The organism is Amycolatopsis thermalba, from assembly GCF_003385215.1.
GTDB lineage: Bacteria > Actinomycetota > Actinomycetes > Mycobacteriales > Pseudonocardiaceae > Amycolatopsis_E > Amycolatopsis_E thermalba.
Genome location: NZ_PQHW01000060.1, coordinates 1 through 24,999, shown reverse-complemented (window position 1 = coordinate 24,999; position 24,999 = coordinate 1). Strand labels below are relative to the sequence as shown.

The 24,999-nt window shown below is 69.5% G+C and carries 22 protein-coding genes and 1 pseudogene; 17 read left to right on the top strand and 6 right to left on the bottom strand.

Annotated features, from left to right (window positions below):
- Positions 1–43: 43 nt before the first annotated feature.
- Both D0D15_RS22390 and betA read left to right on the top strand, forming a co-directional pair.
- Positions 44–1,564 carry an APC family permease gene (locus tag D0D15_RS22390; protein ID WP_094008205.1) on the top strand — a complete coding sequence of 507 codons (1,521 nt, stop codon included), beginning with the start codon at positions 44–46 and terminating at the stop codon, positions 1,562–1,564.
- An 11-nt stretch (positions 1,565–1,575) separates the two neighbouring features.
- The gene (gene betA / locus D0D15_RS22385; RefSeq protein ID WP_094008206.1) at positions 1,576–3,234 is read left to right on the top strand and encodes a choline dehydrogenase; all 1,659 of its coding nucleotides are present in this window, start codon (positions 1,576–1,578) and stop codon (positions 3,232–3,234) included.
- 221 nt (positions 3,235–3,455) lie between these two features.
- Here the strand turns inward: betA and D0D15_RS22375 are convergent, their stop codons facing one another.
- Positions 3,456–4,466, bottom strand: coding sequence for a saccharopine dehydrogenase family protein (locus tag D0D15_RS22375; RefSeq protein WP_094008207.1), 1,011 nt, complete (start codon positions 4,464–4,466; stop codon positions 3,456–3,458).
- Between the two features lie 100 nt (positions 4,467–4,566).
- On the opposite strand from D0D15_RS22375, the gene D0D15_RS22370 reads away from it, so the two are divergent.
- A complete protein-coding gene (locus tag D0D15_RS22370) occupies positions 4,567–5,502 on the top strand; it encodes a helix-turn-helix domain-containing protein (RefSeq protein WP_115944704.1) in 936 nt (311 codons plus the stop codon).
- Between the two features lie 63 nt (positions 5,503–5,565).
- Here D0D15_RS22370 and D0D15_RS22365 read toward each other — a convergent pair whose 3' ends face one another.
- On the bottom strand, positions 5,566–7,008 hold the full coding sequence (locus D0D15_RS22365) for a purine-cytosine permease family protein (RefSeq protein WP_094008209.1): 1,443 nt from the start codon (positions 7,006–7,008) through the stop codon (positions 5,566–5,568).
- A 246-nt stretch (positions 7,009–7,254) separates the two neighbouring features.
- Between D0D15_RS22365 and D0D15_RS22360 the strand changes: the two genes are divergently transcribed.
- Entirely contained in the window at positions 7,255–8,715 is a 1,461-nt protein-coding gene (locus tag D0D15_RS22360) for an aldehyde dehydrogenase (protein WP_094008210.1), read from the top strand.
- Here D0D15_RS22360 and D0D15_RS22355 read toward each other — a convergent pair.
- On the bottom strand, positions 8,706–9,323 hold the full coding sequence (locus D0D15_RS22355) for a TetR/AcrR family transcriptional regulator (protein WP_094008211.1): 618 nt from the start codon (positions 9,321–9,323) through the stop codon (positions 8,706–8,708). The genes D0D15_RS22360 and D0D15_RS22355 overlap by 10 nt on opposite strands.
- A gap of 100 nt (positions 9,324–9,423) precedes the next feature.
- Here D0D15_RS22355 and D0D15_RS22350 point away from each other — a divergent pair, with 100 nt between their 5' ends.
- Genes D0D15_RS22350 through D0D15_RS22340 form a run of 3 tightly spaced genes read left to right on the top strand, consistent with a single transcriptional unit; the run spans position 9,424 to position 14,037 of the window.
- Positions 9,424–11,391 (top strand): primary-amine oxidase, encoded by a 1,968-nt coding sequence (locus D0D15_RS22350; protein WP_255407956.1) that lies wholly within the window; start codon positions 9,424–9,426, stop codon positions 11,389–11,391.
- An 11-nt stretch (positions 11,392–11,402) separates the two neighbouring features.
- Complete coding sequence (locus D0D15_RS22345) at positions 11,403–13,058, top strand: amidohydrolase (RefSeq protein ID WP_094008213.1); 1,656 nt, start codon at positions 11,403–11,405, stop codon at positions 13,056–13,058.
- Between the two features lie 16 nt (positions 13,059–13,074).
- Positions 13,075–14,037: a LysR substrate-binding domain-containing protein gene (locus D0D15_RS22340; protein ID WP_233157477.1), complete on the top strand. Its 963-nt coding sequence runs from the start codon at positions 13,075–13,077 to the stop codon at positions 14,035–14,037.
- A gap of 35 nt (positions 14,038–14,072) precedes the next feature.
- Here the strand turns inward: D0D15_RS22340 and D0D15_RS22335 are convergent, their stop codons facing one another.
- A complete protein-coding gene (locus D0D15_RS22335) occupies positions 14,073–14,720 on the bottom strand; it encodes a transcriptional regulator (RefSeq protein WP_094008214.1) in 648 nt (215 codons plus the stop codon).
- Positions 14,717–15,112, bottom strand: coding sequence for a DNA-binding protein (locus D0D15_RS22330; RefSeq protein ID WP_198958357.1), 396 nt, complete (start codon positions 15,110–15,112; stop codon positions 14,717–14,719). Before D0D15_RS22330 ends, D0D15_RS22335 begins: the two co-directional genes overlap by 4 nt.
- A 59-nt stretch (positions 15,113–15,171) precedes the next feature.
- Between D0D15_RS22330 and D0D15_RS37875 the strand changes: the two are divergent.
- From D0D15_RS37875 to D0D15_RS22310, 5 genes and pseudogenes are all read left to right on the top strand, one after another.
- A pseudogene (locus D0D15_RS37875) lies at positions 15,172–15,558 on the top strand (PEP/pyruvate-binding domain-containing protein); the annotation flags it as partial.
- Positions 15,559–15,683: 125 nt separating this feature from the next.
- A complete protein-coding gene (locus D0D15_RS37615; protein ID WP_255407957.1) occupies positions 15,684–16,325 on the top strand; it encodes a PEP-utilizing enzyme in 642 nt (213 codons plus the stop codon).
- 31 nt (positions 16,326–16,356) lie between these two features.
- Positions 16,357–16,959 carry a histidine phosphatase family protein gene (locus D0D15_RS22320; protein ID WP_094008216.1) on the top strand — a complete coding sequence of 201 codons (603 nt, stop codon included), beginning with the start codon at positions 16,357–16,359 and terminating at the stop codon, positions 16,957–16,959.
- A gap of 321 nt (positions 16,960–17,280) precedes the next feature.
- On the top strand, positions 17,281–18,030 hold the full coding sequence (locus D0D15_RS22315) for a helix-turn-helix domain-containing protein (RefSeq protein WP_143266242.1): 750 nt from the start codon (positions 17,281–17,283) through the stop codon (positions 18,028–18,030).
- A 28-nt stretch (positions 18,031–18,058) separates the two neighbouring features.
- On the top strand, positions 18,059–18,922 hold the full coding sequence (locus D0D15_RS22310; RefSeq protein WP_094008218.1) for a 1-aminocyclopropane-1-carboxylate deaminase/D-cysteine desulfhydrase: 864 nt from the start codon (positions 18,059–18,061) through the stop codon (positions 18,920–18,922).
- A gap of 87 nt (positions 18,923–19,009) precedes the next feature.
- On the opposite strand, the gene D0D15_RS22305 is transcribed toward D0D15_RS22310, so the two are convergent.
- Entirely contained in the window at positions 19,010–19,981 is a 972-nt protein-coding gene (locus tag D0D15_RS22305) for a helix-turn-helix domain-containing protein (protein WP_094008219.1), read from the bottom strand.
- A 498-nt stretch (positions 19,982–20,479) separates the two neighbouring features.
- Between D0D15_RS22305 and D0D15_RS22300 the strand changes: the two genes are divergently transcribed.
- The 5 genes from D0D15_RS22300 to D0D15_RS22285 all read left to right on the top strand — a co-directional run bounded on the left by D0D15_RS22300 (position 20,480) and on the right by D0D15_RS22285 (position 24,875).
- Complete coding sequence (locus D0D15_RS22300) at positions 20,480–21,577, top strand: radical SAM protein (RefSeq protein ID WP_094008220.1); 1,098 nt, start codon at positions 20,480–20,482, stop codon at positions 21,575–21,577.
- A 36-nt stretch (positions 21,578–21,613) separates the two neighbouring features.
- On the top strand, positions 21,614–21,745 hold the full coding sequence (locus D0D15_RS37610) for a hypothetical protein (RefSeq protein WP_255407958.1): 132 nt from the start codon (positions 21,614–21,616) through the stop codon (positions 21,743–21,745).
- Positions 21,746–21,812: 67 nt separating this feature from the next.
- Positions 21,813–22,691, top strand: coding sequence for a GNAT family N-acetyltransferase (locus D0D15_RS22295; RefSeq protein WP_198958360.1), 879 nt, complete (start codon positions 21,813–21,815; stop codon positions 22,689–22,691).
- On the top strand, positions 22,688–23,533 hold the full coding sequence (locus tag D0D15_RS22290) for an aminoglycoside phosphotransferase (protein WP_143266243.1): 846 nt from the start codon (positions 22,688–22,690) through the stop codon (positions 23,531–23,533). The genes D0D15_RS22295 and D0D15_RS22290 overlap by 4 nt, the downstream gene beginning before the upstream one ends.
- 76 nt (positions 23,534–23,609) lie before the next feature.
- On the top strand, positions 23,610–24,875 hold the full coding sequence (locus D0D15_RS22285) for an IS256 family transposase (protein WP_094008229.1): 1,266 nt from the start codon (positions 23,610–23,612) through the stop codon (positions 24,873–24,875).
- Positions 24,876–24,999 lie beyond the last annotated feature (124 nt).

Sequence of the window (24,999 nt, the reverse complement as noted above, 5' to 3'; positions counted from 1 at the left end):
CGGGATTCCCTCTCCACGCCGCAGTACTGAAGAGGAGGCGCGCGTGAGCACCAGCAACGACCACGGACTGTCCGAGTTCGGGTATCGGCAGTCACTCGACCGCAGCATCGGCAAGTTCGCCAGTTTCGCCGCCGGCGTCAGCTACATCTCCATCCTCACCGGCACGTTCCAGCTGTTCTACTTCGGGTTCGGCACCGGCGGGCCGGCCTACTGGTGGTCCTGGCCGATGGTCTTCGTCGGGCAGATCGCGGTGGCCCTGTGCTTCGCCGAGCTCGCCGCCCGCTACCCCGTCGCCGGTTCGGTCTACAACTGGTCCAAGAGACTCGCCGGGCGCACCACGTCGTGGCTCGCCGGGTGGATGATGTTCACCGCCTCCGTGGTCACCCTGGCGAGCGTGGTGCTGGCCTACCAGGTGACGCTGCCGCAGCTGTGGCCCGGCTTCCAGCTGGTGGGCGACGGCAGCGGCGCCCACGACTTCGCGATCTCCGCGGTCATCTGGGGCGCCGTGCTGATCCTGTTCACCACCCTGGTCAACGCCTTCGGCGTCAAGCTGATGGCGCGCATCAACAGCATCGGCGTGTTCATCGAGCTGATCGCGGCGGTCCTGCTGGTCGTGATCCTCGCGGTGAACGTGGTGCGCGGGCCGGGTGTCTTCGTCGACACGCACGGGCTCGGCGAGGGGCACACCGGTGGCTACGCCGGCGTGTTCCTGGTCGCCGCGATCGCCTCCGCCTACGTCATGTACGGCTTCGACACGGCGAGCTCGCTGGGCGAGGAGACGGTCAACCCGCGGCGCACCGCGCCCGCCGCGATCCTGCGGGCGGTCATCGCGTCGTTCGTGATCGGCGGGCTGATCCTGCTGTTCGCCATCATGGCCGCGCCGGATCTGTCCGACCCGCGGCTGGGCACGTCGGCGGGCGGGCTGCAGCTGATCGTGCTGCAGGTGCTCGGCGGGCCGCTGGGCAAGGTGTTCCTGGGCTGCATCGTCGTCGCCATCACGGTGTGCGCGCTGGCCGTGCACACGGCAGGGATCCGGCTGATGTTCGCGATGGCCCGGGACAACGCCCTGCCGTTCGGGGTGCGGCTGGCGCGGATCAACGCCAAGACCGGCACGCCGGTGATCCCGGCGATCCTGATCGGAGCCGTCGCGGTGCTGATCCTGGTGGTCAACATCGGCACCCCGGAGATCTTCACCGCGGTCACCAGCGTCGCCGTGGTCATGATCTACTTCGCCTACCTCCTGGTCACCGTGCCGATGCTGGTCAAGCGGCTGCGCGGCGGGTGGCCGGGCCGCGACGCCGGCGGTCACTTCTCGCTCGGGCGGCTGGGCCTGCCGATCAACATCGTGGCGGTGCTGTGGGGCGCCGGGATGGCCGTGAACCTCGCGTGGCCGCGCGAGCAGATCTACGGCAGCGGCCCGCTCCGCTGGATGGCCCTGATGTTCATCGGGCTCGTCGCCGCGATCGGCCTGGCGTGGTTCCGGCTGCGGGGCCGCCACCGCCTGGGCACGCTCCCCGAACACCAGGCCGACCGCGACAACCGGCTCGTCGACGAGCTTTCCTGAGGAGGACGAACGTGAGCACGGAGAACTACGACTTCATCATCGTCGGCGGCGGCTCGGCCGGGTGCGTGCTGGCCAACCGGCTGTCGGCCGATCCGAAGGTGAAGGTGCTGGTGCTGGAGGCGGGCCGGTCGGACGCGAAGTGGGACGTGTTCGTGCACATGCCCGCCGCGCTGACCTTCCCGATCGGCAGCCGCTTCTACGACTGGGGCTACCGCAGCGAGCCGGAGCCGTTCATGAACCGGCGGCGCATCTACCACGCGCGCGGCAAGATCCTCGGCGGGTCGAGCAGCATCAACGGCATGATCTTCCAGCGGGGCAACCCGATGGACTACGAGCGCTGGGCGGCCGATCCCGGCATGGCCGAGTGGGACTACGCGCACTGCCTGCCCTACTTCCAGCGCATGGAGAACTGCCTGGCCGATCCGCCGGACGGGCCGTGGCGCGGGCACGACGGCCCGCTGGAGCTGGAGCGCGGCCCGGCGTCGAACCCGTTGTTCCAGGCGTTCTTCGACGCCGCCGAGCAGGCCGGGTACCCGCGCACGGACGACGTGAACGGCTACCGGCAGGAGGGGTTCGGGCCGTTCGACCGGAACGTGCGCCGCGGCCGCCGGCTGTCGGCCGCGCGCGCCTACCTGCACCCGGTGCGGCACCGGAAGAACCTGACCGTGCAGACCCGCGCGTTCGTGTCGCAGATCCTGTTCCGCGGCACCCGCGCCGTCGGGGTCGAGTACTCGACCGGGCGGGGCGCGCCGCGTGAGGTGTACGGCAAGGAGGTCGTGCTGTGCGGCGGGGCGATCAACACGCCGCAGCTGCTGCAGCTGTCCGGCGTGGGCAACGCGGCCGAGCTGGGCCGGCTCGGCATCGACGTGGTGCGCGATCTGCCCGGTGTCGGGGAGAACCTGCAGGACCACCTCGAGGTGTACATCCAGTACGCGTGCAAGGAGCCGGTGTCGATGCAGCCGCACCTGGCGACGTGGCGGCGTCCGCTGATCGGGGCGCAGTGGCTGTTCCTGCGGTCCGGTCCGGGCGCCACGAACCACTTCGAGGGCGGCGGGTTCGTGCGCAGCAACGACACCGTGGCCTATCCGAACCTGATGTTCCACTTCCTGCCGATCGCGATCCGCTACGACGGGTCGGTGCCGGCGGGCGGGCACGGCTACCAGGTCCACGTGGGACCGATGTACGCCGACACGCGCGGCAGCGTGAAGATCACCTCGACCGACCCGCGGCGGCACCCGGCGCTGCGGTTCAACTACCTGTCCACCGAGAACGACCGGCGGGAGTGGGTGGAGGCCGTGCGGGTGGCCCGGAAGATCCTCAACCAGCCCGCGCTGGACCGCTTCAACGGCGGCGAGATCTCCCCCGGCCCGGCCGTGGAGACCGACGAGCAGATCCTGGACTGGGTGGCCAAGGACGCGGAGACGGCGCTGCACCCGTCCTGCACGGCGAAGATGGGTGTGGACGAGATGTCCGTCGTGGACCCCGGTTCGATGCGGGTGCACGGCGTCGAGGGCCTGCGGGTCGTGGACGCGTCGGTGATGCCCTACATCACCAACGGCAACATCTACGCGCCGGTGATCATGACCGCGGAGAAGGCGGCGGACCTGATCCTCGGCAACACCCCGCTGGCGCCGATCAAGGAGCCGTTCTACCGGCACAACGCCGGCTGAGGGACGCGGGGCGCCTGAGCGGGGCGAGGACCGCTCAGGCGCCCGCCTGCACCGACAGGTGCGGCGCCAGCGCACGCAGAAACTCCTGCGCGTCGAACGCCGCACCCGCCGACACCACCCCCACGGCCCGCGTCCGCCCCGTCAGCACCCGATCCACCGCAAGCGGCGCTAGTCGCATAGATGTCCCGCCCCGCGGCGGGCACGCGACGGTCCTCGCCCGCTCAGGCGCCCGCCTGCACCGACAGGTGCGGCGCCAGCGCACGCAGAAACTCCTGCGCGTCGAACGCCGCACCCGCCGACACCACCCCCACGGCCCGCGTCCGCCCGGTCAGGACCCGCTCCACCGCCTCCACCGCCAGCGGTGCACTGATCGCATAGATGTCCCGCCCCGCGGCGGAGATCCGGCGTTCCGCGTCACCGGAGCGGACGACCACGTCGACGACGAACGTCTGCGCGGACCGGCCTCGCTCGTCGACGGGGGCCGGTGCCGCCGCGTCGGGCGCGGCCAGGTCCGCGGCCGCCGTCGTCGTCATGTACGTGCGCACCTCCGGGACCGCCAGGTGGCTCGGCACCGTGACGATGTCGGCCATGCTGAACTCCGCGATGACGTCCTGCCGCCCGAGTGGCGCCGGGAACTCCCACGCCAGCGTCGGCAGGGCGTCGTCGTGGTACCGCAGCCGTCCGCCGCTGTAGCGGACCCGGCGGTCGGCCCGCCGCTCGCGCGACACCGCGCCCGCGGCGAGCGTTCCGGCGGTCGGGTGCCAGCTGCTCAGGCCGTAGGCGATGCGCACCTCGTCGGCCGCCGTCCAGTCCCCCATCGCGGCGGTGACCAGCAGGTCGCCGAGACCGCCGAAGAACGCCATCGCCGGGACCACCAAGGTGTCCCCGGCACGCTCGGCGAACTGCGCGAACGTGTCCGCGTTCGCCTCGATCTCGGCCGCCACGTCCACGTACGGGATGCCCGCGCGCAACGCCGCCTCGATCAGCGGGGCGGCGGTCGTCGCGAACGGGCCGGCGCAGTTGATCACCGCCGCCGCACCGGCCAGGGCGCGGTCGAGCGCCACCGGGTCGTCCACCGATGCCGGCCGCGCCTCCAGCCCCGGTTCCGCCATCGCCAGCAGCTTCTCCCGGTCGCGGCCCAGCAGCAGCGGGACGTACCCGCGCTCACGCAGCTCCGCGACCACGAACCGCCCGGTGTGCCCGTACGCGCCGTACACCGCAACTCGTCCCATGCCCGCTCCACCCGCTCGAAGTGATCCGTTGCGGAAATCCTGTCCGACCGTCCGGCGACTGCCCAGTGTCCGGAACGACACGACCCATACACTTTCCGACATGAGATCTGTCGCGGTCGCCGCCACCGACGGGATGCTGCACTTCGAGCTGGCGCTGGCCTGCGAGGTCTTCGGCTCGGCGCCCGCCGCGGTGCGGGTGCCCTGGTACGACCTCAGCGTGTGCGGCACGCACCCGGTGCGGGCGGGCCGCTTCCTGATCGAGCCGGACGACGGGTTCGACCGGCTGGCGCGCGCGGGCACCGTGATCGTGCCCGCGCTGGCCGACGTCGACGAGGACCCGCCGACCGGCCTGGCCAAGGCGGTGCGCGCCGCCCACGCGGCCGGCGCGCGGGTGGTGTCCCTGTGCACCGGCGCGTTCGTGCTCGCCGCCGCCGGCCTGCTGGACGGGTTGCGCGCGACCACCCACTGGGCCCACACCGGCGAGCTGGCCGCGCGCTACCCGCGGGTGACGGTCGACCCGGACGTGCTCTACGTCGACAACGGCCGCGTGCTGACGTCCGCGGGCAAGGCCGCGGCGATGGACCTGTGCCTGCACCTGGTCCGCCTCGACCACGGCTCGGCGATCGCCAACGTGGTGGCCCGCCGCCTGGTCGTGCCGCCGCACCGCGACGGCGGCCAGGCCCAGTTCGTCAGCACCCCGGTGCCCGAACCGGACGGCCATCCCCTGGCCGAGCTGCTGCCGTGGGTGATGAGCCGGCTGGACCAGCCGTTGACGGTCGAGGACCTGGCCCGCCGCGTGAACCTCAGCTCACGCCACCTGGCCCGCCAGTTCCACGCGGTCACCGGCACCACCCCGCTGCGATGGCTGCTGGCGCAACGGATCCGCCGCGCGCAGGAGCTGCTGGAGACCACGGACGACAGCATCGACACCATCGCCGCGGCGGCGGGCATGGGCACCGCGACCACACTGCGGCGCCACTTCCAGCGCACGATCGGCGTGCCGCCGGACACCTACCGCCGCACGTTCCGCGCGTGACCGCGCCCGGTGCTGGACGCGCTGGCCGGCCACGTCGAGGTCCTCCGGCGTCATCCGCCGGCGCTACGAAGGCACGCCGGGAGACGGGGCACCGGCGCGTGCCTGACTGAGCTCGGGACCCTCCGGGACCGGCGCGTAACCCCGGCGCACCGGGTAGCGCTTCATCAGGACGTAGAACGCCACCGCCGACACGACCAGCCCGACGAGCCAGGAGATGTCCGCCCCGCCCAGGACCTCGACCAGCGGTCCGGTGTAGAGGGCCGTGCTCATGAACGGGACCTCGACGGCGACGCCCACGGCGTAGGCGGTGATGGCGCGCCAGTCGGTCCCCTGGTACCGGCCGGCCGGGTTGAAGATGTCGGCGACGTCGTACCGCTCCTTGCGCACGAAGTAGAAGTCGACGAGGTTGATCGAGGTCCACGGGACGAGGACCACCGCCAGCAGCACGATGAAGTTCTCGAGGTTGTCGAGGAAGTCGCCGCGGCCGAGGATGGCGATCAGCACACCGGTCGCCGAGAGCAGCGAGACCGTGAGGACCCGGCCGCGCTTGGAGATCGTGCGGGCGTGGCGCAGCGCCCCGGTGATCGTGACCAGCGACATGAACGCGCCGTACAGGTCGACCGCGAGAATCGGCAGGCTGCTCAGCACCATGATCGCGAGGAACAGCCACGGCGCGAACCCCGCCTGCTCGGCGACGAAGCGGACCGAGCCACCGCCGAAGGCCTCCGGGGCCGCGGCGGCCAGGAGTGCGCCGAAGACGAACATCCACACCGAGGAGACGACCGAGCCGGCGTAGGTCCACCAGAACGTCGCCTTGGCCGAGGTGCGGGCGGGCAGGTAGCGGCTGTAGTCGGCGACGTACGGGGCGTAGGTCAGCTGCCAGGTCGCCGACAGCGTGACCGCGAGCAGGAACACGCCCCAGCTGAACTCGCCGGTGGCGAAGGCGCCGCCGACGTCGTTGCGGAAGAAGAACCCGATGGTCAGGACGGCGAACGCGATCGCCGTCACCCAGGAGACCGCGTTGACCCACACCTGCATCAACCGGTAGCCGAAGATCGCGATCACCGTCGCGGCGACGGTCGTCAGGACGATGCTGACGTCGACGTCCCAGCCCAGCAACTCGGCGAGGGCGTTGCCGGCGAGCACCGCGCCGCTGGCGATGTAGCCGAGGTACATGAGCACGACGAGCACGAGCGGGAGCACCGCGCCGCGGTACCCGAACTGCGCGCGGCTCTGGATCATCTGCGGGATGCCGAGCACCGGTCCCTGCGCGGAGTGCGCGGCCATGAAGACCGCGCCGATGCCGTGACCGGCCACCGCCGCGACGATCGCCCACGCGAGCGGCAGTCCCAGCGCCACCGCGACCGCGCCGGTGGCGATGGTGAGCATGTTCGCGTTGACGGTGAACCAGATCGGGAAGAGGCCGCGCGCCTTCCCGTACCGTTCGGAATGGGGGACGAAATCGATCGAATGCTTCTCGACCTGGAGCGTCTCGTTGGGCGCCATTTCCAGCCTTCCCTGGCGAATTCGGGCACCGTTGCCCGGAAATCCGGCCGTCACACAGCCTGCCGTTGGGGAAACGCTAGATCGCACCCTGGCTTCTGTAAAATCGTATTAATCGACACTCTGCATCTGCCGTTCAGATTCAAGCCTGCATCGGCGTTTCCGATGCACACCGCCGGAAACCTCCGCTTTCCCGGCCTCCCGCTGGTGGCGATAGTAGACGCAGCTCCGACGAAAGGTGTCCACGTGATGAACCATGGCGACTGGGTGCGTGCGGCGGCGCGGCTGCGGCCGCGGACCGCGGCCTTCGTCGACGGCGACTGGGTCGAGGCGAAGTCCGGCAAGACCTTCACCGACACCAACCCCGCGACCGGCCAGGTCGTCGCCGAGGTCGCCGCGTGCGAGGCCGACGAGATCGACCTCGCGGTCGCCGCGGCGCGGCGGGCGTTCGAGGACGGCCGGTGGTCGCGGCTGGCGGTCGCCGAGCGGAAGCGGCGGCTGCTCGCCCTCGCCGGGCTGATCCGGGACAACGCGGACGAGCTGGCGCTGTGCGACACGGTCGACGTCGGCAGGCCGATCGCCGACACGTCCGGCATGGACGTGCCCGCCACCGCGGACTGCTTCGCCTGGTACGCCGAGGCCATCGACAAGCTCTACGACGAGGTCGCGCCCACTCCCCCGGGCAACTTCGCGGTCATCCGCCGCGTGCCGCTGGGCGTCGTCGGCGCCGTCGTGCCGTGGAACTTCCCGCTCGACATCGCCGGCTGGAAGCTCGCGCCGGCGCTGGCCGCGGGCAACAGCGTGGTGCTCAAGCCCGCCGAGCAGTCCCCGCTGTCCGCGCTGCGCCTGGCCGAGCTGGCCGTCGAAGCGGGCATTCCGGACGGCGTGCTCAACGTCGTGCCCGGTCTCGGCGAGACCGCCGGGCAGGCGCTGGGCAGGCACCCGGACGTCGACGTGCTCGCGTTCACCGGCTCGACCCCGGTGGGCGGGCTCTTCCTGCGCTACGCCGGGGAGTCCAACCTCAAGCAGGTCTGGCTGGAATGCGGCGGCAAGAGCCCGGTGGTCGTGTTCGACGACGCCGATCTCGACGCGGCGGCCGGCCTGGTCGCGTTCGGGTTCTGCGCCAACTCCGGCCAGGTCTGCTCGGCCACCACCCGCCTGCTGGTCCAGCGGTCGATCGCCGCGGACTTCCTCGACCGGCTCGTCGCCAAGGTGCGGAAGTGGGTGCCCGGCGACCCGCTGGACCCGGCCACGAAGCTCGGGCCGATGGTGGACGAAGCCGCCGCGATCCGCGTCCAGCGCGCCGTCACCGAGAGCACCGGAACCGTCCACATCGGAGGATCCCGGCGCGGCGCCTTCCTGGATCCGGCCGTCGTCTCCGGGCTGCGCCCGGAGGACCCGCTCGTGGCCGAGGAGCTCTTCGGCCCCGTGCTGGCGGCGCTGACGTTCGACTCCGAGGCCGAGGCGATCCGTCTCGCCAACGACACCCCCTTCGGGCTCGCCGCTTCGGTGTGGACCCGCGACCTCGCCCGGGCCCACCGGGTGTCCGGGGAGATCCACGCCGGCACCGTGTCGGTCAACACCGTCGACGCGCTGAGCACGGCCACTCCGTTCGGCGGGTTCAAGCAGTCCGGCTTCGGCCGGGACCTGTCGGTGCACTCCTTCGACAAGTACACCGGGCTCAAGACCGTCTGGACCGCCTACGCCTGACCGCCGCCGGTGAGCTCGCAGCCGGTCTCGGTCTCCAGGTAACGCAACACCAGCGCCCGCGCCCGGGGCACCGACACGCTCGAATTCCGGCCCACGACGTGCAACCCGTAGGCGTCCTCCAGGGCGACCGCATTGGCGGCGACGTCGGCGACCGGCCCCCGCAGCCGGAACACGCCGGCGTCGCGGCCGTGCGCGAGCGCGGCGGAGTACAGCGACACCTCGCGGTCCCACAGCGCCGTCATCAGCGCGGCGTGGGTCCGGCTGCGCGAGGCGTGGACGTGCGTCTCGTACAGCACCCTGCACACCGGGTCGTTCTCGTCGGCGGGCAGCCCGGCCTCGACGATCCGCACGAGACGGCCCCGCGGATCGGTCTCGCTGTCCGCCGCCTCCGCGCGTCCCCAGTAGAACCGGTCGACCGCGTCCTGGTGCACCTCGAGCAGCAGCTCGTCGAGGTCGCGGTAGTAGTAGCTGACCAGCCCGGCCGACAGACCGGCCTCCTCGGCCACGTCCCGCACGCGCAGCCCGGTCAGGCCCCGGCGCAGGATGGCTCGGCCTGCCGCGGCCACGATCTCGTCGCGACGCTTCGCCTGGTCCTTAGGTCGTGCCACGATCTGAATTCTTGATGGTCTGCATCAAAAAACTCACGCCGCCTCTCGCCGAAGTTCCTGGGCGCAAGTCTTGCACATCTGGCTGCCTTGCGGTCATTCTTTGCGCTACGTCGCAAAGAATACGGAGACGCGCATGAACCACCCCCTCGCCCGCCTGACCCGCGATGAGGTCGCCCGCAACCGCGAGCTGCTCCACGACGCCGGGATCGCCACCGCCGACACCCGCTTCGCCCTGGTGTCGCTGCACGAGCCCGCGAAGGCGGAGGTGCTGGCGTGGGCCCCCGGCCAGGCGCTGGACCGGCGGGTCCGGTCGCTCCTGCTCGACCGCCGCACCGGGGAGGTACGCGAGGTGCTGGTCTCGGTGACCGAGGGCCGCGTGCTGGCCGACCGGGTCGTCGACGTGGTCGCCGAGGGGCAGCCACCGATCCTGCACGAGGAGTTCGACCTGGTCGAGGAGATCCTCTGGAAGGACGAGGCCTGGAACGCGGCCATGCGGCGGCGCGGCATCACCGAACCGCGCTCGGTCCGGGTGTCCGCCCTGAGCGCCGGCTGCTTCGGCATCCCCGGGGAGGAGGGCCTGCGCCTCGTGCGCTGCCTGGCGTTCCTGCAGCTGAACGAGGACGACAACATCTGGGCGCACCCGATCGACGGGGTCGTGGCCTACGTCGACCTGATCGGCCGCCGCGTGCACGACCTCATCGACGAGGGCCCGGTGGAGATCCCGGTGACCGCCTACGACTACCACCTGGACGACCCGGCCCGGCCGTCGCGGACCACGCAGAAGCCGATCGAGATCACCCAGCCCGAAGGGCCCAGCTTCACCGTCGACGGCGACGTCGTGACGTGGGAGAAGTGGCAGTTCCGCGTCGGCTTCAACGCCGTCGAGGGCCTGACCCTGCACCAGATCGGCTTCGCCGACGGCGACCGGGTGCGGCCGATCGTCTACCGGGCCTCGGTCGCGGAGATGGTCGTGCCCTACGGCGACCCCGGCCCGGTGCGGTTCTGGCAGAACTACTTCGACGCCGGCGAGTACTCGCTGGGCAAGGAGGCCAACTCGCTGACGCTGGGCTGCGACTGCCTGGGCGAGATCCACTACCTCGACGCCACGCTGCACGACGACGACGGCCACCCGCGCACGATCCGCAACGCGATCTGCATGCACGAGGAGGACGCCGGCGTGCTGTGGAAGCACACCGACGGCTACAACGGCAGCGTCTCCACCCGCCGCCAGCGCCGGATGGTCGTGTCGTTCTTCGTGACCGTCGGCAACTACGACTACGGCTTCTACTGGTACTTCTACCTCGACGGCACGATCGAGCTGGAGTGCAAGGCCACCGGCATCGTGTTCGCCTCCGCCTACCCCGGTGACGGGCCGGACGGCGCCGAGTACCCGTGGGCGAGCGAGATCGCGCCCGGCGTGGGGGCGCCCTACCACCAGCACCTGTTCTCCGCCCGGCTGGACATGATGGTCGACGGCCTGACCAACGCCGTCGACGAAATCGACGTCCAGCGCGTCCCGATGGGACCGTCCAATCCGTACGGCAACGGGTTCACCCGGAGGATCACGCGCCTGGCCAAGGAGTCCGAGGCCGCGCGGCTGGCCGACGGCAACCGGGGCCGCGTGTGGCGGATCAGCAACACCGAACGGCGCAACGCGCTCGGCCGGCCCGTCGCCTACACGCTGCACCCGGAGGGCCTGCCGACGTTGCTGGCCGACGATCAGTCGTCCATCGCGCGCCGGGCGGCGTTCACCCGCAAGCACCTGTGGGTCACCGCCTACGACGAGAACGAGCGGTTCCCGTCGGGCGAGTACGTGAACCAGAACGACGGCCGGACCGGGATCGACACCTGGGTCCGCGCCGACCGCGACCTCGACGGCGCCGACGTGGTGGTGTGGCACACCTTCGGGCTCACCCACTACCCGCGCACCGAGGACTGGCCCATCATGCCGGTGGACCACACCGGGTTCGTGCTCAAGCCGACCGGCTTCTTCGACACCAACCCGGCGCTCGACACACCCGCCCCGCAGCCGCGCCACGCCTCCTGCTGCCACCCGGCCCAGCAGTGACGGGAGCCACCGTGAGCACCAGCCACCCCGACCTGGTCATCGTCAACGCCGAGGTGTTCTCGGCCGCCCCGGGCGCCACCTCGGTGGCGATCAGCGGCGGGCGCATCCAGGCGGTCGGCCGGGCACCCCTGGACGAGCTGGCCGGTCCGCGCACCGAGGTCGTCGACGCCCGCGGCGCGACGCTGCTGCCCGGGTTCACCGACGCCCACGTCCACCCGCTGGCCGCCGGCGTCCAGTTGCTGACGTGCGACCTGTCCCGGCTGCCGCACTCACCCGAGCGGTACCGGGCGGCGATCCGGGCCTACGCCGAGGACCATCCCGGGCTCGAGTGGATCAGCGGCAACGGCTGGTTCGGCGACACCTTCCCGGGCGGGCTGCCGCACCGCGACTTCCTCGACGAGATCCTGCCGGACCGGCCCGCCGTCTTCGTCAGCCACGACGGGCACGGCGTGTGGGCCAACAGCCGGGCCCTCGAACGCGCCGGGATCGGCGAGCAGACTCCGGACCCGCCCAACGGCCGGATCAACCGGGATCCGGACGGGCGCCCCACCGGGGTGCTCGTCGAACGCGCGGGCGATCTCATCACCTCGCTGCTGCCGCCGATCACCGCGGAGTTCGCCGAAGCCGCGCTGCTGGCCGCTCAGCGGCACCTGCACTCGATGGGTGTCACCGGGTGGCAGGACGCGTGCGTCGGTTCGCTGTGGGGGCTGCCGGACCCGCTGCCGACCTACCTGAAGCTCGCGGGCGAGGGCCGGCTGACCGCACGGGTCGCCGGCGCGCTGTGGTGGTCGGCGGAGGACGGTCTCGGCCAGCTGGATTCGCTGGAAGAACGGCGGGCGGCAGGCACCGTCGGCCGGTTCCGCGCCACGACGGTGAAGATCATGCAGGACGGTGTGTGCGAGAACTGCACGGGCGCGATGCTCGAACCGTACGCCGGCAACTTCCACCACGGCACGGAGTCGGGGCTGTCGTTCATCGATCCGGAGCAGCTGAAGCGGATCTGCGTGGAGCTGGACCGGCGCCGGTTCCAGATCCACATGCACGCGGTCGGCGACCGGGCCGTCCGGGAATGCCTCGACGCGCTGGAAGCCGCCCGCGCCGCCGGCCCCGGGCACGACAACCGGCACCAGATCGCGCACGTGGACGTGGTCTCCCCCGACGACGTGCCGCGGTTCGCCGAGCTCGGGGTCATCGCCAACATCCAGGCGCTGTGGGCGCGGCGGGACCGGGAGATCGTCGAGCGCAAGCTGCCACTGCTCGGCCCGCACCGGGAGCCGCACCACTTCCCGTTCGGAGCGCTGCACCGGGCCGGGGCGCGGCTGGCGATGGGCAGCGACTGGCCGGTCACCGACCCGAACCCGCTGTGGGCGATCTACACGGCCGCCACCCGGCTCGGCCCGCCGGAGGACCCGCACGCGGTCGGCGAGGGTGTGCTGTCCGAACCGCTGGAACCGGTGCAGGCCATCGACCTGCGGGTGGCGCTGGCGGCCTACACGGCGGGCTCGGCCTACGCCAACCACGCGGACGGCGAGACGGGAGTGATCGCGCCGGGCATGCTCGCCGACCTCGCCCTGCTGGACCGGCCGATCCTGTCCGGTGAGCAGGTCAGCGCCGCGAAGACGGTGCTCACGCTCGTGGGGGGCGAGGAGGTGCATCGCGATATCTGAGCCGTCCTTCACCCTCGTGCAGCTGCGGTACTTCGAGGCGGCGGCCCGGCACCTGAGCATGACCGCCGCCTCACGCGAGCTGATGGTGTCGCAGTCGGCGGTCTCCACCGCGGTCGCCCAGCTCGAACGGGAGCTGGGGGTGCAGCTGCTGCTGCGCCACCACGCTCGTGGGCTGAGCCTGACCACCGCGGGGCAGGCGTTCCACCGGCGGGTCCTCGACTTCCTGGCCCACGGCGCCGAACTCGTCGAGGCGGCGCGACAGGCGGGTACGGAGCTGGTGGGCACGCTGACGGTCGGCTGCTTCGCCACGCTCGCGCCGTTCCGCCTGCCGGGCCTGCTGGCCGAGTTCGAACACCGGCACCCGCGGGTGGTGGTGTCCGTGCGGGAAGGCGAGCACTCCGCGATCAAGGCCGCGCTGCGGGGCGGGGAGTACGAGGTCGCGCTGCTGTACGGCTACGACCTCGACGACGACATCGATCACGTCGTGGTGGACACCGCGCCGCCGTACGCCCTCGTGGGCCCCGACCACCCACTGGCCGGGAGCGGCACGGTGTCGCTGGCGCAGCTCGCCGGAGAGCCCATGGTGCTGCTCGACCTGCCCAACAGCCGGGAGTACCTCCAGTCGATCCTGCGCGAGGCGGGGGTGGAACCGCGCATCCGGCACCGCAGCGCCGGTTACGAAACCGTGCGGGCCCTGGTGGCGCACGGTCAGGGCTTCGCGCTGCTCAACCAGCGCCCCCCAGCGGAGACCACGTACGCCGGAGCACGCGCGGTCCCCTTGGAACTGAGCGACGACGTCCAGCCGCTGGACATCGTGGTGGCGTGGATGCGGGGCGCCCGCACGACCCGCAGGGCGCAGGAGTTCATCACACTCTGCCGGCAGATGTACGCGCGATGCCGCCCGGCGGTCACCGAGGACCCGACGGCTCACGGATTTCCCGGCTGCGCCGACGAGCTCCCCGCGGTTGGGGGCGGTTGATCCGGGCCCTGGTCCGGACGCCGGCTGGTCTTCGTCTACTTCGGAGCCTGGTTTTCGGTCAGCCGGTCGATGCCGAGGGTGGCGACGAGGTCTTCGTGGAGTTGGAACCAGACCCGGTGGCAGGAGTCCACATCGGTCTTGCCGATCCAGTTGTGCTGCCCGCTTCTGGCCTTGCACAGCGCCGATCGGTAACGATCGGGGTAACCGTCGAATCTCGCCAGAACATCGGAAAGGCGCTTGGTCAGGGGTGCGAGTTCCGCACCGAGCGCCTCCAGTTCATCGAGGACACGCTCATCCCAGGCCCTGTCACTGTGGTCGTTGGGAGCGAACCGGTCCGTCCCGGCCGGTTTGATCTGCCAGTCCGTTACGGCCCGCAGCAGGCGCGCGTTGAACGGCAGGAACTCGCGGTAGACAGCCGCTATCACGTCTTCCGGGTCGGCGTTCGCGCGTTCGACCGCGAGTAATTGCTCGTTCCGGGCCTTGCCCGAGTCGGTGAGCGACCACCCGTCGATGTCGGCGAACACGACATGCTGCACCCAGCCCGCGCGCTCAGACTCGCGCAGCACCCGCAGTGCCTCGTCATGGTTCGTTCCGGCACGCTCGGCTACTGCCCGGCTGTTCGCGAACCCCAGGAGGCGTACCGCATGCAGGACGGGCAGTTCCAGCAACGACTGATCGGTCATGGCGATTTGTCCTGCCTGGCGCTGAGCCGGTTCACGTATTGCTGGCACGCCTGCGGGGAGCGGAAACCCATGGCCTCCGCGATCTGCGCCCACGTCAGCCCCTGGTTCCGCGCGGTGAAGAGCAGACCGATCTCCACACCCTCGACCTCGGCCCGAGCCGCGGGGAGCAGTGCCAGCGCGGCCAGGAGCTCATCGGGGGTCAGGTCGGCTGAGCGCCAGAGCGCGTACTGCGTCAGATCGACCGCCGTCGGCGGGGCCGGCGCGGGTCGCCACGGGCGCGGTTCGAGTTCGTCCGCGCCCAGTTCGAGCAGGACGTCTTGGGCGTCGCGCTCACGCTGAGCCTGCGCATGCTCGGCGCTGACGCGTCGTTCGAGATCGCGCTTGCGTTCCACGACAACCATCCTGCTACTATCAACGTAATGTTGTCAACGTTTCGTTGATAGGTGTGTTGATGCTGACGCCGCTCACTGACGCGACCCGCGCGAACTCGGGAGGCAAGGCCGCAACGCTCGGTGTGCTGCTGCGCGAGGGGTTGCCGGTGCCGGATGGGTTCGTGGTGCCCTGCGGTCGGCAGCAGTCCGGTTCCGCGGTCGGGCGCTCGCTACGCGACGCGATCGCCCAGGAGCTTGCGCGGCTGGGCGACCCGGTGGTGGCGGTGCGTTCTTCCGCGACGGACGAGGACACCGCCGGTGCTTCGGCGGCGGGCCAGTACGAGAGCGTCATCGGCGCTCGGGGTGTCGACGACGTGTGTGAGGCGATAGCGGCCTGCTGGGAGTCGGTCCGCGCCACGCGGGTGGGCGAGTATTGGAGCCGGACATCCGGCCGCACCTCGCACCTCGTTCCCGGCATGGCGGTGCTCGTGCAGCGCGTGATCGAGGCGGAGGTGTCCGGCGTCTTTTCACACCCCAACAGCCGGGAGCACCGACTCGGATCGACGCATCGTGGGGTCTGGGCCTGGCCGTCGTGGGCGGCACCGTCACCCCCGACACCTACGAGGTCGCGCCCGACGGAACCATCGGCTGCTGGGTCGGAAGCAAACGGACTCGAACGGACCTCGACCACGAGCACAGCGGCGTCGTCACCAGCACGGTCGCACCGGACATGCAGACCGCGCGAGCACTGGATGACGCCACGGCAGCGACGCTGACGGATCTGGGCGCGCGCGTAGCGGGGATTCTCGGAACCCCGCAAGACATCGAATGGGCGGTCGCCGAAGGTGCGGTGTGGATTCTGCAGGCACGCCCCATCACCGCGCCCTTGCCCCCGAGCCGCGTGCCCGGCGCGACCGGATCACTGAGCGGAACGCCCGGCTCCCACGGAGCGGTCACCGCGGCGGCGCGGATCGTGCGCGGTCCCTCGGACTTCCCGCGCGTGCGCCCCGGTGAAATCGTCGTCTGCCCCAACACCGATCCCGCTTGGACGCCGCTGTTCACCATCGCCGCCGGTGTCGTCACCGAGACCGGCGGCGCGCTGTCGCACGCCGCGATCGTCGCCCGGGAGTACGGCATCCCCGCCGTCCTCGGTGTCGCGGATGCCACCACCCGCATCGGCAACGGTGACCGGATCGCGCTCGACGGGACAGCCGGAACCATCACCGTCCGCTGACCCGGCCCACCCGCGGAAAGGACACGCGCTCATGGCAACCAGATACCTCTACATCGCCCGCCACGGTGACGCCGACGCCTTCGGGAATCTCACCGACACCGGGCGACGGCAAGCCCGCCTGCTCGGCCGGCGCCTGGCGCACCGACCCATTGACGCCGTGTGGCATTCCCCGCTGCCCCGCGCTGCCGACAGCGCACGGGAACTGAACATCTTCCTCAGCGGCAGTGCCCCTGTCGGTGAGGCGGCCGAACTGATCGACCACGTGCCCTACGTGCCGGCGCCGGAGGAAACCCCACCGTCCTGGGTGCCGTTCTTCGACGGCTACGACGCCGACGAGGCCGCGGCGGGCCACAAGATCGCCCAAAGCCTCACCGCGAGGTTCGCCACCGCCCCCGACCAGGACGACGACGTTCACGAAGTGCTGATCACGCACGCCTACCCGATCGCGTGGCTCGTCCGCCACGCCTTGGCCGCCCCAGCGGTGCGGTGGCTGGGACTCAGCAGCGCCAACGCGGCGCTGACGGTCATCGAGAACCGGCCCAAGCTACCGCCGAGCGTCGTCATGTTCAACGAGATGAGCCACCTACCCCCCGACCTCCGGTGGACGGGATTCCCCACGACACCGCGCCCCTGAACGGCAAAGACAATGGCGCTCGCGCTGGCTCATCGCCAGCTCCCCCTAACCCGCCCCCAACCGTTCTCCGCATTGAGCTTCGTCTTGATCCGGTGCGGCTTCGCATGACGACCTACTTCGATTCGCCGCGATCGCGAGTTGAAAGTGGGAAACAAACCTCGAAAAAACACACGGGGCCACATGATCGACCTTCTTTCAATTGTTGGTGCCAATCGGTGCTAGTTCTAACACCACGCGAACCGTGCATTAGCGCAATACGAGCTGGCAATAGCCCAAGCGGGTTGTTCGCACAAAGAGAGTGTGATCGGTACTCTTCACTTCATGGCGGGCGATGACCGAGAGGCACGAGTGAGCAGCGAGCATCCACTGGCCAGACTGCTGCGCTCTCACTGGTCGGCCCGGCAGCCACAGGACAGCCTGCGCTCAGTCGCCCAGCGACTGGGCGTAGTGCACACCACGCTCGGCCGCTGGTTGGACGGCTCTCGCATGCCGTCGGAGGACCAGGTGAGGGCCCTTGCCGACGTTCTCAAGATCACAGGACGGGCCCGCGACGACCTCCTGAAGCTTGCTCGGTGGACCAGCTCACGCGGCGGCACTGTGGGACTCTTCGGCATCTCCGATGACGTCTCGGAAATCTTGAACCTCGAATCGCAAGCCACGACCGTAGCGGAGTGGTCACCCCTTCGCGTGCCCGATCTCCTGCAAACCGCGCAATACGCGCAGAGCACCGAGAAGGAAACCGCTGCGCATGGCGTAGCTCTGAAACTCGGACGCCAAAGCGCACTCCTCGAGAACAAGACAATTCGCTCAAGGGCATATCTCGGAATGCCGGCACTGACGTCCCGAGTGGGAGGCGAAAGCGTAATGGCCGAGCAGATCGAGAAGCTGCTCGTCGCCTCTGACCGCACGGCCACCGAGGTCAGGCTCGTGCCGGAAGACCTCGACTGGCACGACGGGCAACTCGGCGCGTTCGTCCTGTATGAGCGCGAGGACGAATCTGCAGCGTCTCGAGGACGTCCTCCAGGCACTGACCGGGACGAACCGCCGTCCCTCCACTCGTCGCTAGGCTAGCTACGTGGTGGAAGGTAGTTCGCGTGAGATGCCGCAGCTGACCGTGCGCCTGCCCTCACCCCTGGACATGGTGCAGGACCCGCGCCTCGGCGGGGTCAGGCTGCTCCTGAAGCGGGACGACCTGATCCACCCCGAGGTTCCCGGCAACAAGTGGCGCAAGCTCAAGAACAACCTCCAGGCGGCCCGCGCCGAGGGTTACGACCGCATCCTGACCTTCGGCGGCGCGTACTCCAACCACATCCGGGCCACGGCCGCGGCCGGCTACTATGCGGGTCTCGCGACGATCGGCGTCATCCGAGGCGAGGAGCACCTGCCACTCAACGATGCCCTGTCCTTCGCCATCGACCGGGGCATGCAGCTGACCTACCTGGACCGGACCACTTACCGGCGCAAGACGGATCCCGACGTGCTGGCGGGTCTGCTCGAGCGGTTCGGCCCTTGCTACGTCCTGCCCGAGGGCGGCAGCAACGGCCCAGCGGTGCGCGGCTGCGCCGAGCTCCCCGCCGAGATCGACGAGCACTTCGACGTCATCTGCTGCGCCTGCGGCACCGGCGGAACACTCGCCGGAATCGCCGCAAGCCTCCGCGACGGCCAGCATGCGATCGGTTTCCCCGTCCTCAAAGGAGCACAATTCCTCGAGACGGAAGTGCGCCGGCTGCAACGCGAAGCCTTCGGCCGCGAGTGGAACAGCTGGACGCTCGACCACAGCTTCCACTTCGGCGGCTACGCCAAACGCACCCCAGAGCTCGACGCGTTCATCGCGGACTTTCGCACCCGGCACGGCATCACGCTTGACTGGGTGTACGAGGCCAAGATGATGTACGGCCTCTTCGAGCGGATCGCCACCGGCACCTTCGCCCCGGGCACCACGATCGTCGCGGTCCTGAGCTGACGCGGTCTCATGCCTTGTGGTGGTAAGCGCGCTGGGCGGTTTTCGAGGTCTGCGCCTCGCACCACGTCAGTTCCCATGTACCGCTGTTTATAGCGAGTCCCGGCCGAACCCGAGCCACATCCCGTTCATGCGACGACCTGCCGGATCGACCACCATCTGCAGCGTCCCGTGGTAGGTCGCGCCCTTGTAGTAGCCAGTCGGCGAGGTCTGTTCCCGCCACGTTCCGGTGGCAACCGCCTTCTCGACGGCGAGCTCCAGCCGCAGCTTGGAGCCGATCGAGTGCGGCAAGCTCTGGCCGACGAGGCGCGCCCCCTGTTGACGCAGCACGAGGTAGTGCTCACCGGTGAACGTCTTCCCGCGGCCGGTGCTCGGGTACACGTAACGGCTGCGCCAGATACCGGTCAACTCCTCACCCGGCAGGGCCGGCACACGGTCGTGCGATCCGGTATCGACGAGCCCCGGGCTCGCGGAGGCGAGGGTCAGAGCCGCGCTGACCTTGAGCAGCAACCACCGCCGGTCCATCCCATCGCCGTTACCGCGCACCCACTCGGCCGCCAACCGCGCCAGTTCGTGGACGTCCAAATGCTGCACCTCGTCGACGACATCGCGCACCACCTGCTCCGGGCTTGTCCACCCCTCGGGCGCACCTGCGTGACGTGCCGGACCGGCCGGGCGGAAGTCGGCGGCGTCACTGACCAAGTCCGCCACGCTGCATTCGTACAGCTCGGCCAGCCGCCCCAGCACCTCCAGCGAAGGCGCGTGACCAGTCTCGGAGGGCCACAGCTCCCAATAGGAGAAGTTCTTGAACGTCTTCGGATCAGCAGGCCAGCGCGTGTTCCACTGCTCCGCCGCGTCACGCTGGCTCCAGCCATGCACAAGCCGCAGCGCGGCCCTCATGTTGACCCGGTAGCGCGCCGAGAACACCTGCGCGATCTCGGTCCACGTCTTGGCCTGGGCCCGCAGCTCGGCCGACAATTGCCGCTGCTCCTGACGCACGCTGCGTGTCGCAGAGGGCATGGTTTCCTCCCCGGCGGCGATGGTCGCACGGTCGATACGCACACGCGATCATGCCGCATTCTCTCCCCGTTGAACAGGGAAACATCACTCCCCAAGATCACGGTCGCACAGGGTGGATCGACGGCCTCACCTGCTGTTTCGTCATAGGTGGCACCCGCCGCCCGGCCAGCCCCCGAGCGCCCACAGATGCCACTGGTTGTCTGTGACCGCACGAGCCAGGCGGCGGGTGCCGCATCACCGAGACGACCGGAAGGGCTCCGACATGGCGACCCGGCTTGCGCAACGCACCGCCACCACGAGGGCAACCGGCCCTGAAGCGGTGCCCCCTCCCGAGGAGACAGAGACGAATGCGCTGGTCAAAGCGCTGGCCACGATGGCAGGCAACCTGCCCATCGCCGCCCTTGAGCTCCGCGAAGGCCGCATGCCTCCCGAACGTCAACGTGCTCTCGGCTCTCATCGTCGAGCTCGGCGAACTCGTTCGCCAGCACGCCGAACTTCCCATCACCCCGGCCGCATCTCCCACGGCTTGAGGAGCCTTTCGTGCATGACCTGATCGTGAGCCAGTTCCTCGAGGACTTCCTCCTGCTGCGTCCGGGCAGCCCAAGTGGGGTCAAGATCGGTCCCCGGCGGCACCGCGAGCTGGAACAGGCCGGCACCAGACGGTGCCCCCAGTGGCCGGTCGACGTCGTCCGGCGCCGCTGGCCCGACCTCGACCTCACCGGCCGACGCGTCGACGAGACGGTGAACGTCCGCCCGATCTCGCCCTACGGGTACGGGCGCGCGTCGTATGAGCTGAACCTGGGCTGCAACTACGACTGCGAGCACTGCTACCTCGGCCTGAAGAAGTTCGAGGGCCTGTCCTGGCCGGACCGGGAACGATTGCTGCACATCATGCGCGACGCCGGCGTGCTGTGGCTGCAACTGACCGGCGGTGAGCCGCTGATCGACAAGCTGTTCCCCGAGGTCTACCGGCTGGCGTTCGAGCTGGGCATGATGCTGTCGATCTCCTCCAACGGCTCCCGCCTGCACCACCCGGCGATCCTGGAGCTGCTGACCACGCTGCGCCCGTACCGGCTGACGATCAGCGTCTACGGCGCGACCGCCGCCAGCTACGACGGGCTCACCCGACGCCGCGGTTCGTTCGACAAGTTCCTGCGCGGCCTCACCGCCGCCCACGAAGCCGCCCTGCCGATGAACCTCAACCTGATCGTCACCAACACCAACGCCCACGAACTCGACGCCATGAAAGCCCTGGCCGAACGCTTCGACCTGCCCTACCACGTGTTCTCCAACATGTCGCCAACCATCTACGGCGGCGCCGAATCCCTGCCCGCCCAGTCCCAGGAGTACCTGCGCAAACGCAAACCCTTCACCGGCTGCTCGGCCGGGCACACCTTCTTCCACGTCGACCCGCACGGCATGGCCAGCATCTGCAAGGTCGGCCGCGACCCGCAGATCCCGCTCATGGACAAGGGCGTCGACGGCCTGACCCGGCTCGGCAGGATCGCCGACTCACTCCTGCTGCACCAGGGCGGCTGCACCGGCTGCCAACTCCAAGGCTCCTGCGGCACCTGCATGCCGCTGGTCCAGCTCTACCGCAAAGCCAAAGCCCCGCTGTCGGCCTACTGCCAACACTGATCCTGACCCCAAACCACCAGAGAGGAGGTGATCGCCGTGACCGCGATCCTGCTGGAGCTACAAGCCCCACGCACCGACACCGACGAGCTCGAGTTCGTCGACGACCTCGACCTGCTCGTCGAGTCCTCCAAGTGCTCCTGCAACGCAGGCGATGACAACCCCTACTAACCCACCCGGTGGGGCACCGGCGCGTCCCCACGCCGCTGCCCCACCGCACGGTTCTAGGCTGCAACCCATGCCTCTACGGGCCGACTGGTTGAGCCGCGTGCTCACCGTCCCCTACCTGCCGGTTCTCGGACCGGTACACCCCGACCTGTGCACGCCGGAGATGTTCATCGAGGTGTTCGCCAAGGTGCTGACCGCCAGCCGGGCCGGAGTCGCCCTGCCCTTCGACAAAGACCGCCGCTGGTCACCCGTCAAGCGCGACATGGTGCTCGTCGACGAGATCGTTCACCGCCCAGGCACCACAATCATCCCCGTCCTCACCCCACGCCGCGGCGGCACGGTGAAGACCTACTTCTACGGCGACTCCCCCGACCTCAACGCACTACAGGCCGCGACCCGCCGCTGCTGCACCACCTACGGTGCCGCTCACGGGCGCGTGATCTCGTTCAGCACGAACCCCACCCGCCAGGCAAACCACACCCGCGTGCACCTCAAGGAGTTCCGCCCCGCCCCGTCAGCCGCCACCGGACCTGCGGTGATCCCACTCGACGACTGCGCCCCCGAGGTCACCACCACCTTCGCCGAGTTCGCAGCGGCGATGGCCGACCACGGATTCGACTCCCTGCGCCAACGACGCGATGCCGGCCACCGCGATGGCCCCATCCTCGTCACCCAGGCGGCCGATCGTGTCATCGGCGCGATCGGCCCGTTGACGGTAATGCCTGACCAGCCCGGCCGGCGGATGCTGCTGCCGCAGTATTTCGCCGTTCTGCCCGAGCACCGCGGCCAGGGCCATGGCCGCGCGCTGTGGCGAGCCGTCGAGCGCTGGGGTGCGGAACGCCGCGCCGATTATCAACTCGTCCAAGCCCAGGCCGGAGGCGCCTCTGACCAGCTGTTCCGGTCTGAAGGCCTTCGCTCGCTCGGCTACGCAAGCACCCTGCCCGCATGACTCGCACACCTACCAACTCCACCGCCGAGGCGATGAGTTCGGCAACCCAACGCACCTATTGGCAGCACCTGCCATCGGCAGTTCGCGCCGCAGTCGAGCAACGCACCGGCCGGGTATACGGTGCCGAGACGATCAGGGCCGGGCTCAACGCCGCCTTCACCGCGCGACTGCACACCGAGACCGGCCTCGTATTCGCCAAGGGCGCCCCTAGCACTCGAGCCGCCACCCAACGCCGAGAAGCCTTCATCAACCCCTACGTCCACCCGTTCGCGCCACGCCTGTACTGGCACATCGAGACCGCCGACTGGCACGTCCTCGGCTTCGAATACCTCGACGGCCACCCCGCCGACCTCTCCCCCGGCTCGGCCGACCTCCCCGCCGTCACCCGGATGCTCACCGAGCTCACCAAACTGAACGCCCCCACCACGGGATGCCGACGCATCGAAGACCGCTGGGCCGACCCCGCTCGACAGGCCGGCGCCGACCCAACCCTGCTCGCCGGCGAGCATCTATTGCACACCGACCTCAACCCCCACAACATCCTCATCACCAAACACGGCGCACGACTCGTCGACTGGTCTTGGCCCACCCGCGGCGCCGGGTGGATCGACGTCGCCTGCACGACACTCTGGCTCATCGCCGAAGGCCACACCCCAACCACGGCTGAGCGCTGGGCTTCTACACACCCCGTCTGGTCGTCAGCGACCTCAGAAGCGATCGACTCGTTCGCCGCAACCAACGCCGCCCTGTGGGGACAGATCGCCGCCAGCGAGCCGCACGCATGGAAACTAACGCTGCGCGACGCCGCAGCAAAATGGGCAAAACACCGCGAGCGCACCTAGTACGGGACTGTTCGATCTTCGGTGTTTTCGGCCTGACGCGCCGGGCTGAGGTCCGGCGGGATGGGCACGGAGTGTGATGACAGTTGATGCTGTGAGGTCACGGGCATCGAAGAAGGCGGCCGGCGAGCCAGCGAGCGTGCAGGAGCAGCTGGCTGCGGCGGTGATCGCGCAAGCGCAGGAGCAGGGGCTGGCTTTGACCGGCCCGGACGGGCTGCTCAAGCAGCTGACCAAGACGGTGCTTGAAACCGCGCTGAACGCGGAGATGACCGAGCACATCGGTCACGCCAAACACGCTGATCAGCCGGGTCGTGAGGGAACCAACGTGCGCAACGGCGCGCGCACCAAGACGGTGATCTCGGACGCGGTCGGCCCGGTGGAGGTGGCGGTGCCGCGGGACCGCGAAGGCACGTTCGAGCCGGTGATCGTGAAGAAGCGCCAGCGGCGGCTCGGCAGTGTGGATGCAATCGTGTTGTCGTTGTATGCGAAAGGGCTGACGACGGGCGAGATTTCCGCGCATTTCGCGGAGATTTATGGCGCGTCGGTGTCCAAGGAGATGGTGTCGCGGATCACGGACAGTGTGGTCGCGGAGATGCAGGAATGGCAGTCGCGTCCGCTCGATGAGTGTTATGCGGCCGTGTTTATTGATGCCGTGGTCGTGAAGGTGCGGGACGGCCAGGTTGCAAACCGTGCGTTCTACGCGGCGATCGGGGTAACGATCGAGGGTCGCAAAGATGTGCTGGGGATCTGGGCTGGTCCGGGTGGCGAGGGAGCGAAGTTCTGGCTGCAAGTGTTGCAGGACTTGAAGAATCGTGGCATGAAGGACGTGTTCTTCGTGGTCTGCGATGGCCTGAAAGGGCTGCCGGACGTGGTGGCCGATGTGTGGCCGCAAGCTCGGGTGCAGACCTGTGTGATCCACTTGATCAGGAATTCGTTCCGGATCGCGTCCAAGCGTGACTGGGACGCGTTGAAGAAGGATCTGAAGCCGGTTTACGCGGCCGCGACAGCAACGGCCGCGGAGGTCGCGCTGGATGAGCTGGAGGAGAAGTGGGGTGCCCAGTATTCCGCGATGATCCGACTGTGGCGCAACGCGTGGGAGGAGTTCACTCCTTTCTTGGATTATGATCCCGAGATTCGGCGCGTGTTGTGCTCGACAAACGCCATTGAGTCCTTGAACGCGCGGTATCGTAAGGCCGTGCGGGCACGAGATCACTTCCCCACAGAGCAAGCTGCGTTAAAGTGTCTCTACCTGGTCACCCGGTCGCTGGACCCGACCGGGAAGGGGCAGACAAGGTGGGCGATACGGTGGAAGCCCGCGTTGAACGCGTTCGCGAACACGTTCTGAGCTTGCCCCCGTTCGCCGGACACTTCGGGTGTGGGGTCAGTGATCTTGGTCTGACTCCGTGTGCAGGGCTTCAAACGTGACGGGGCTGTGCATTCCGATTTTGGAATGTCTCCGTTTCGGATTA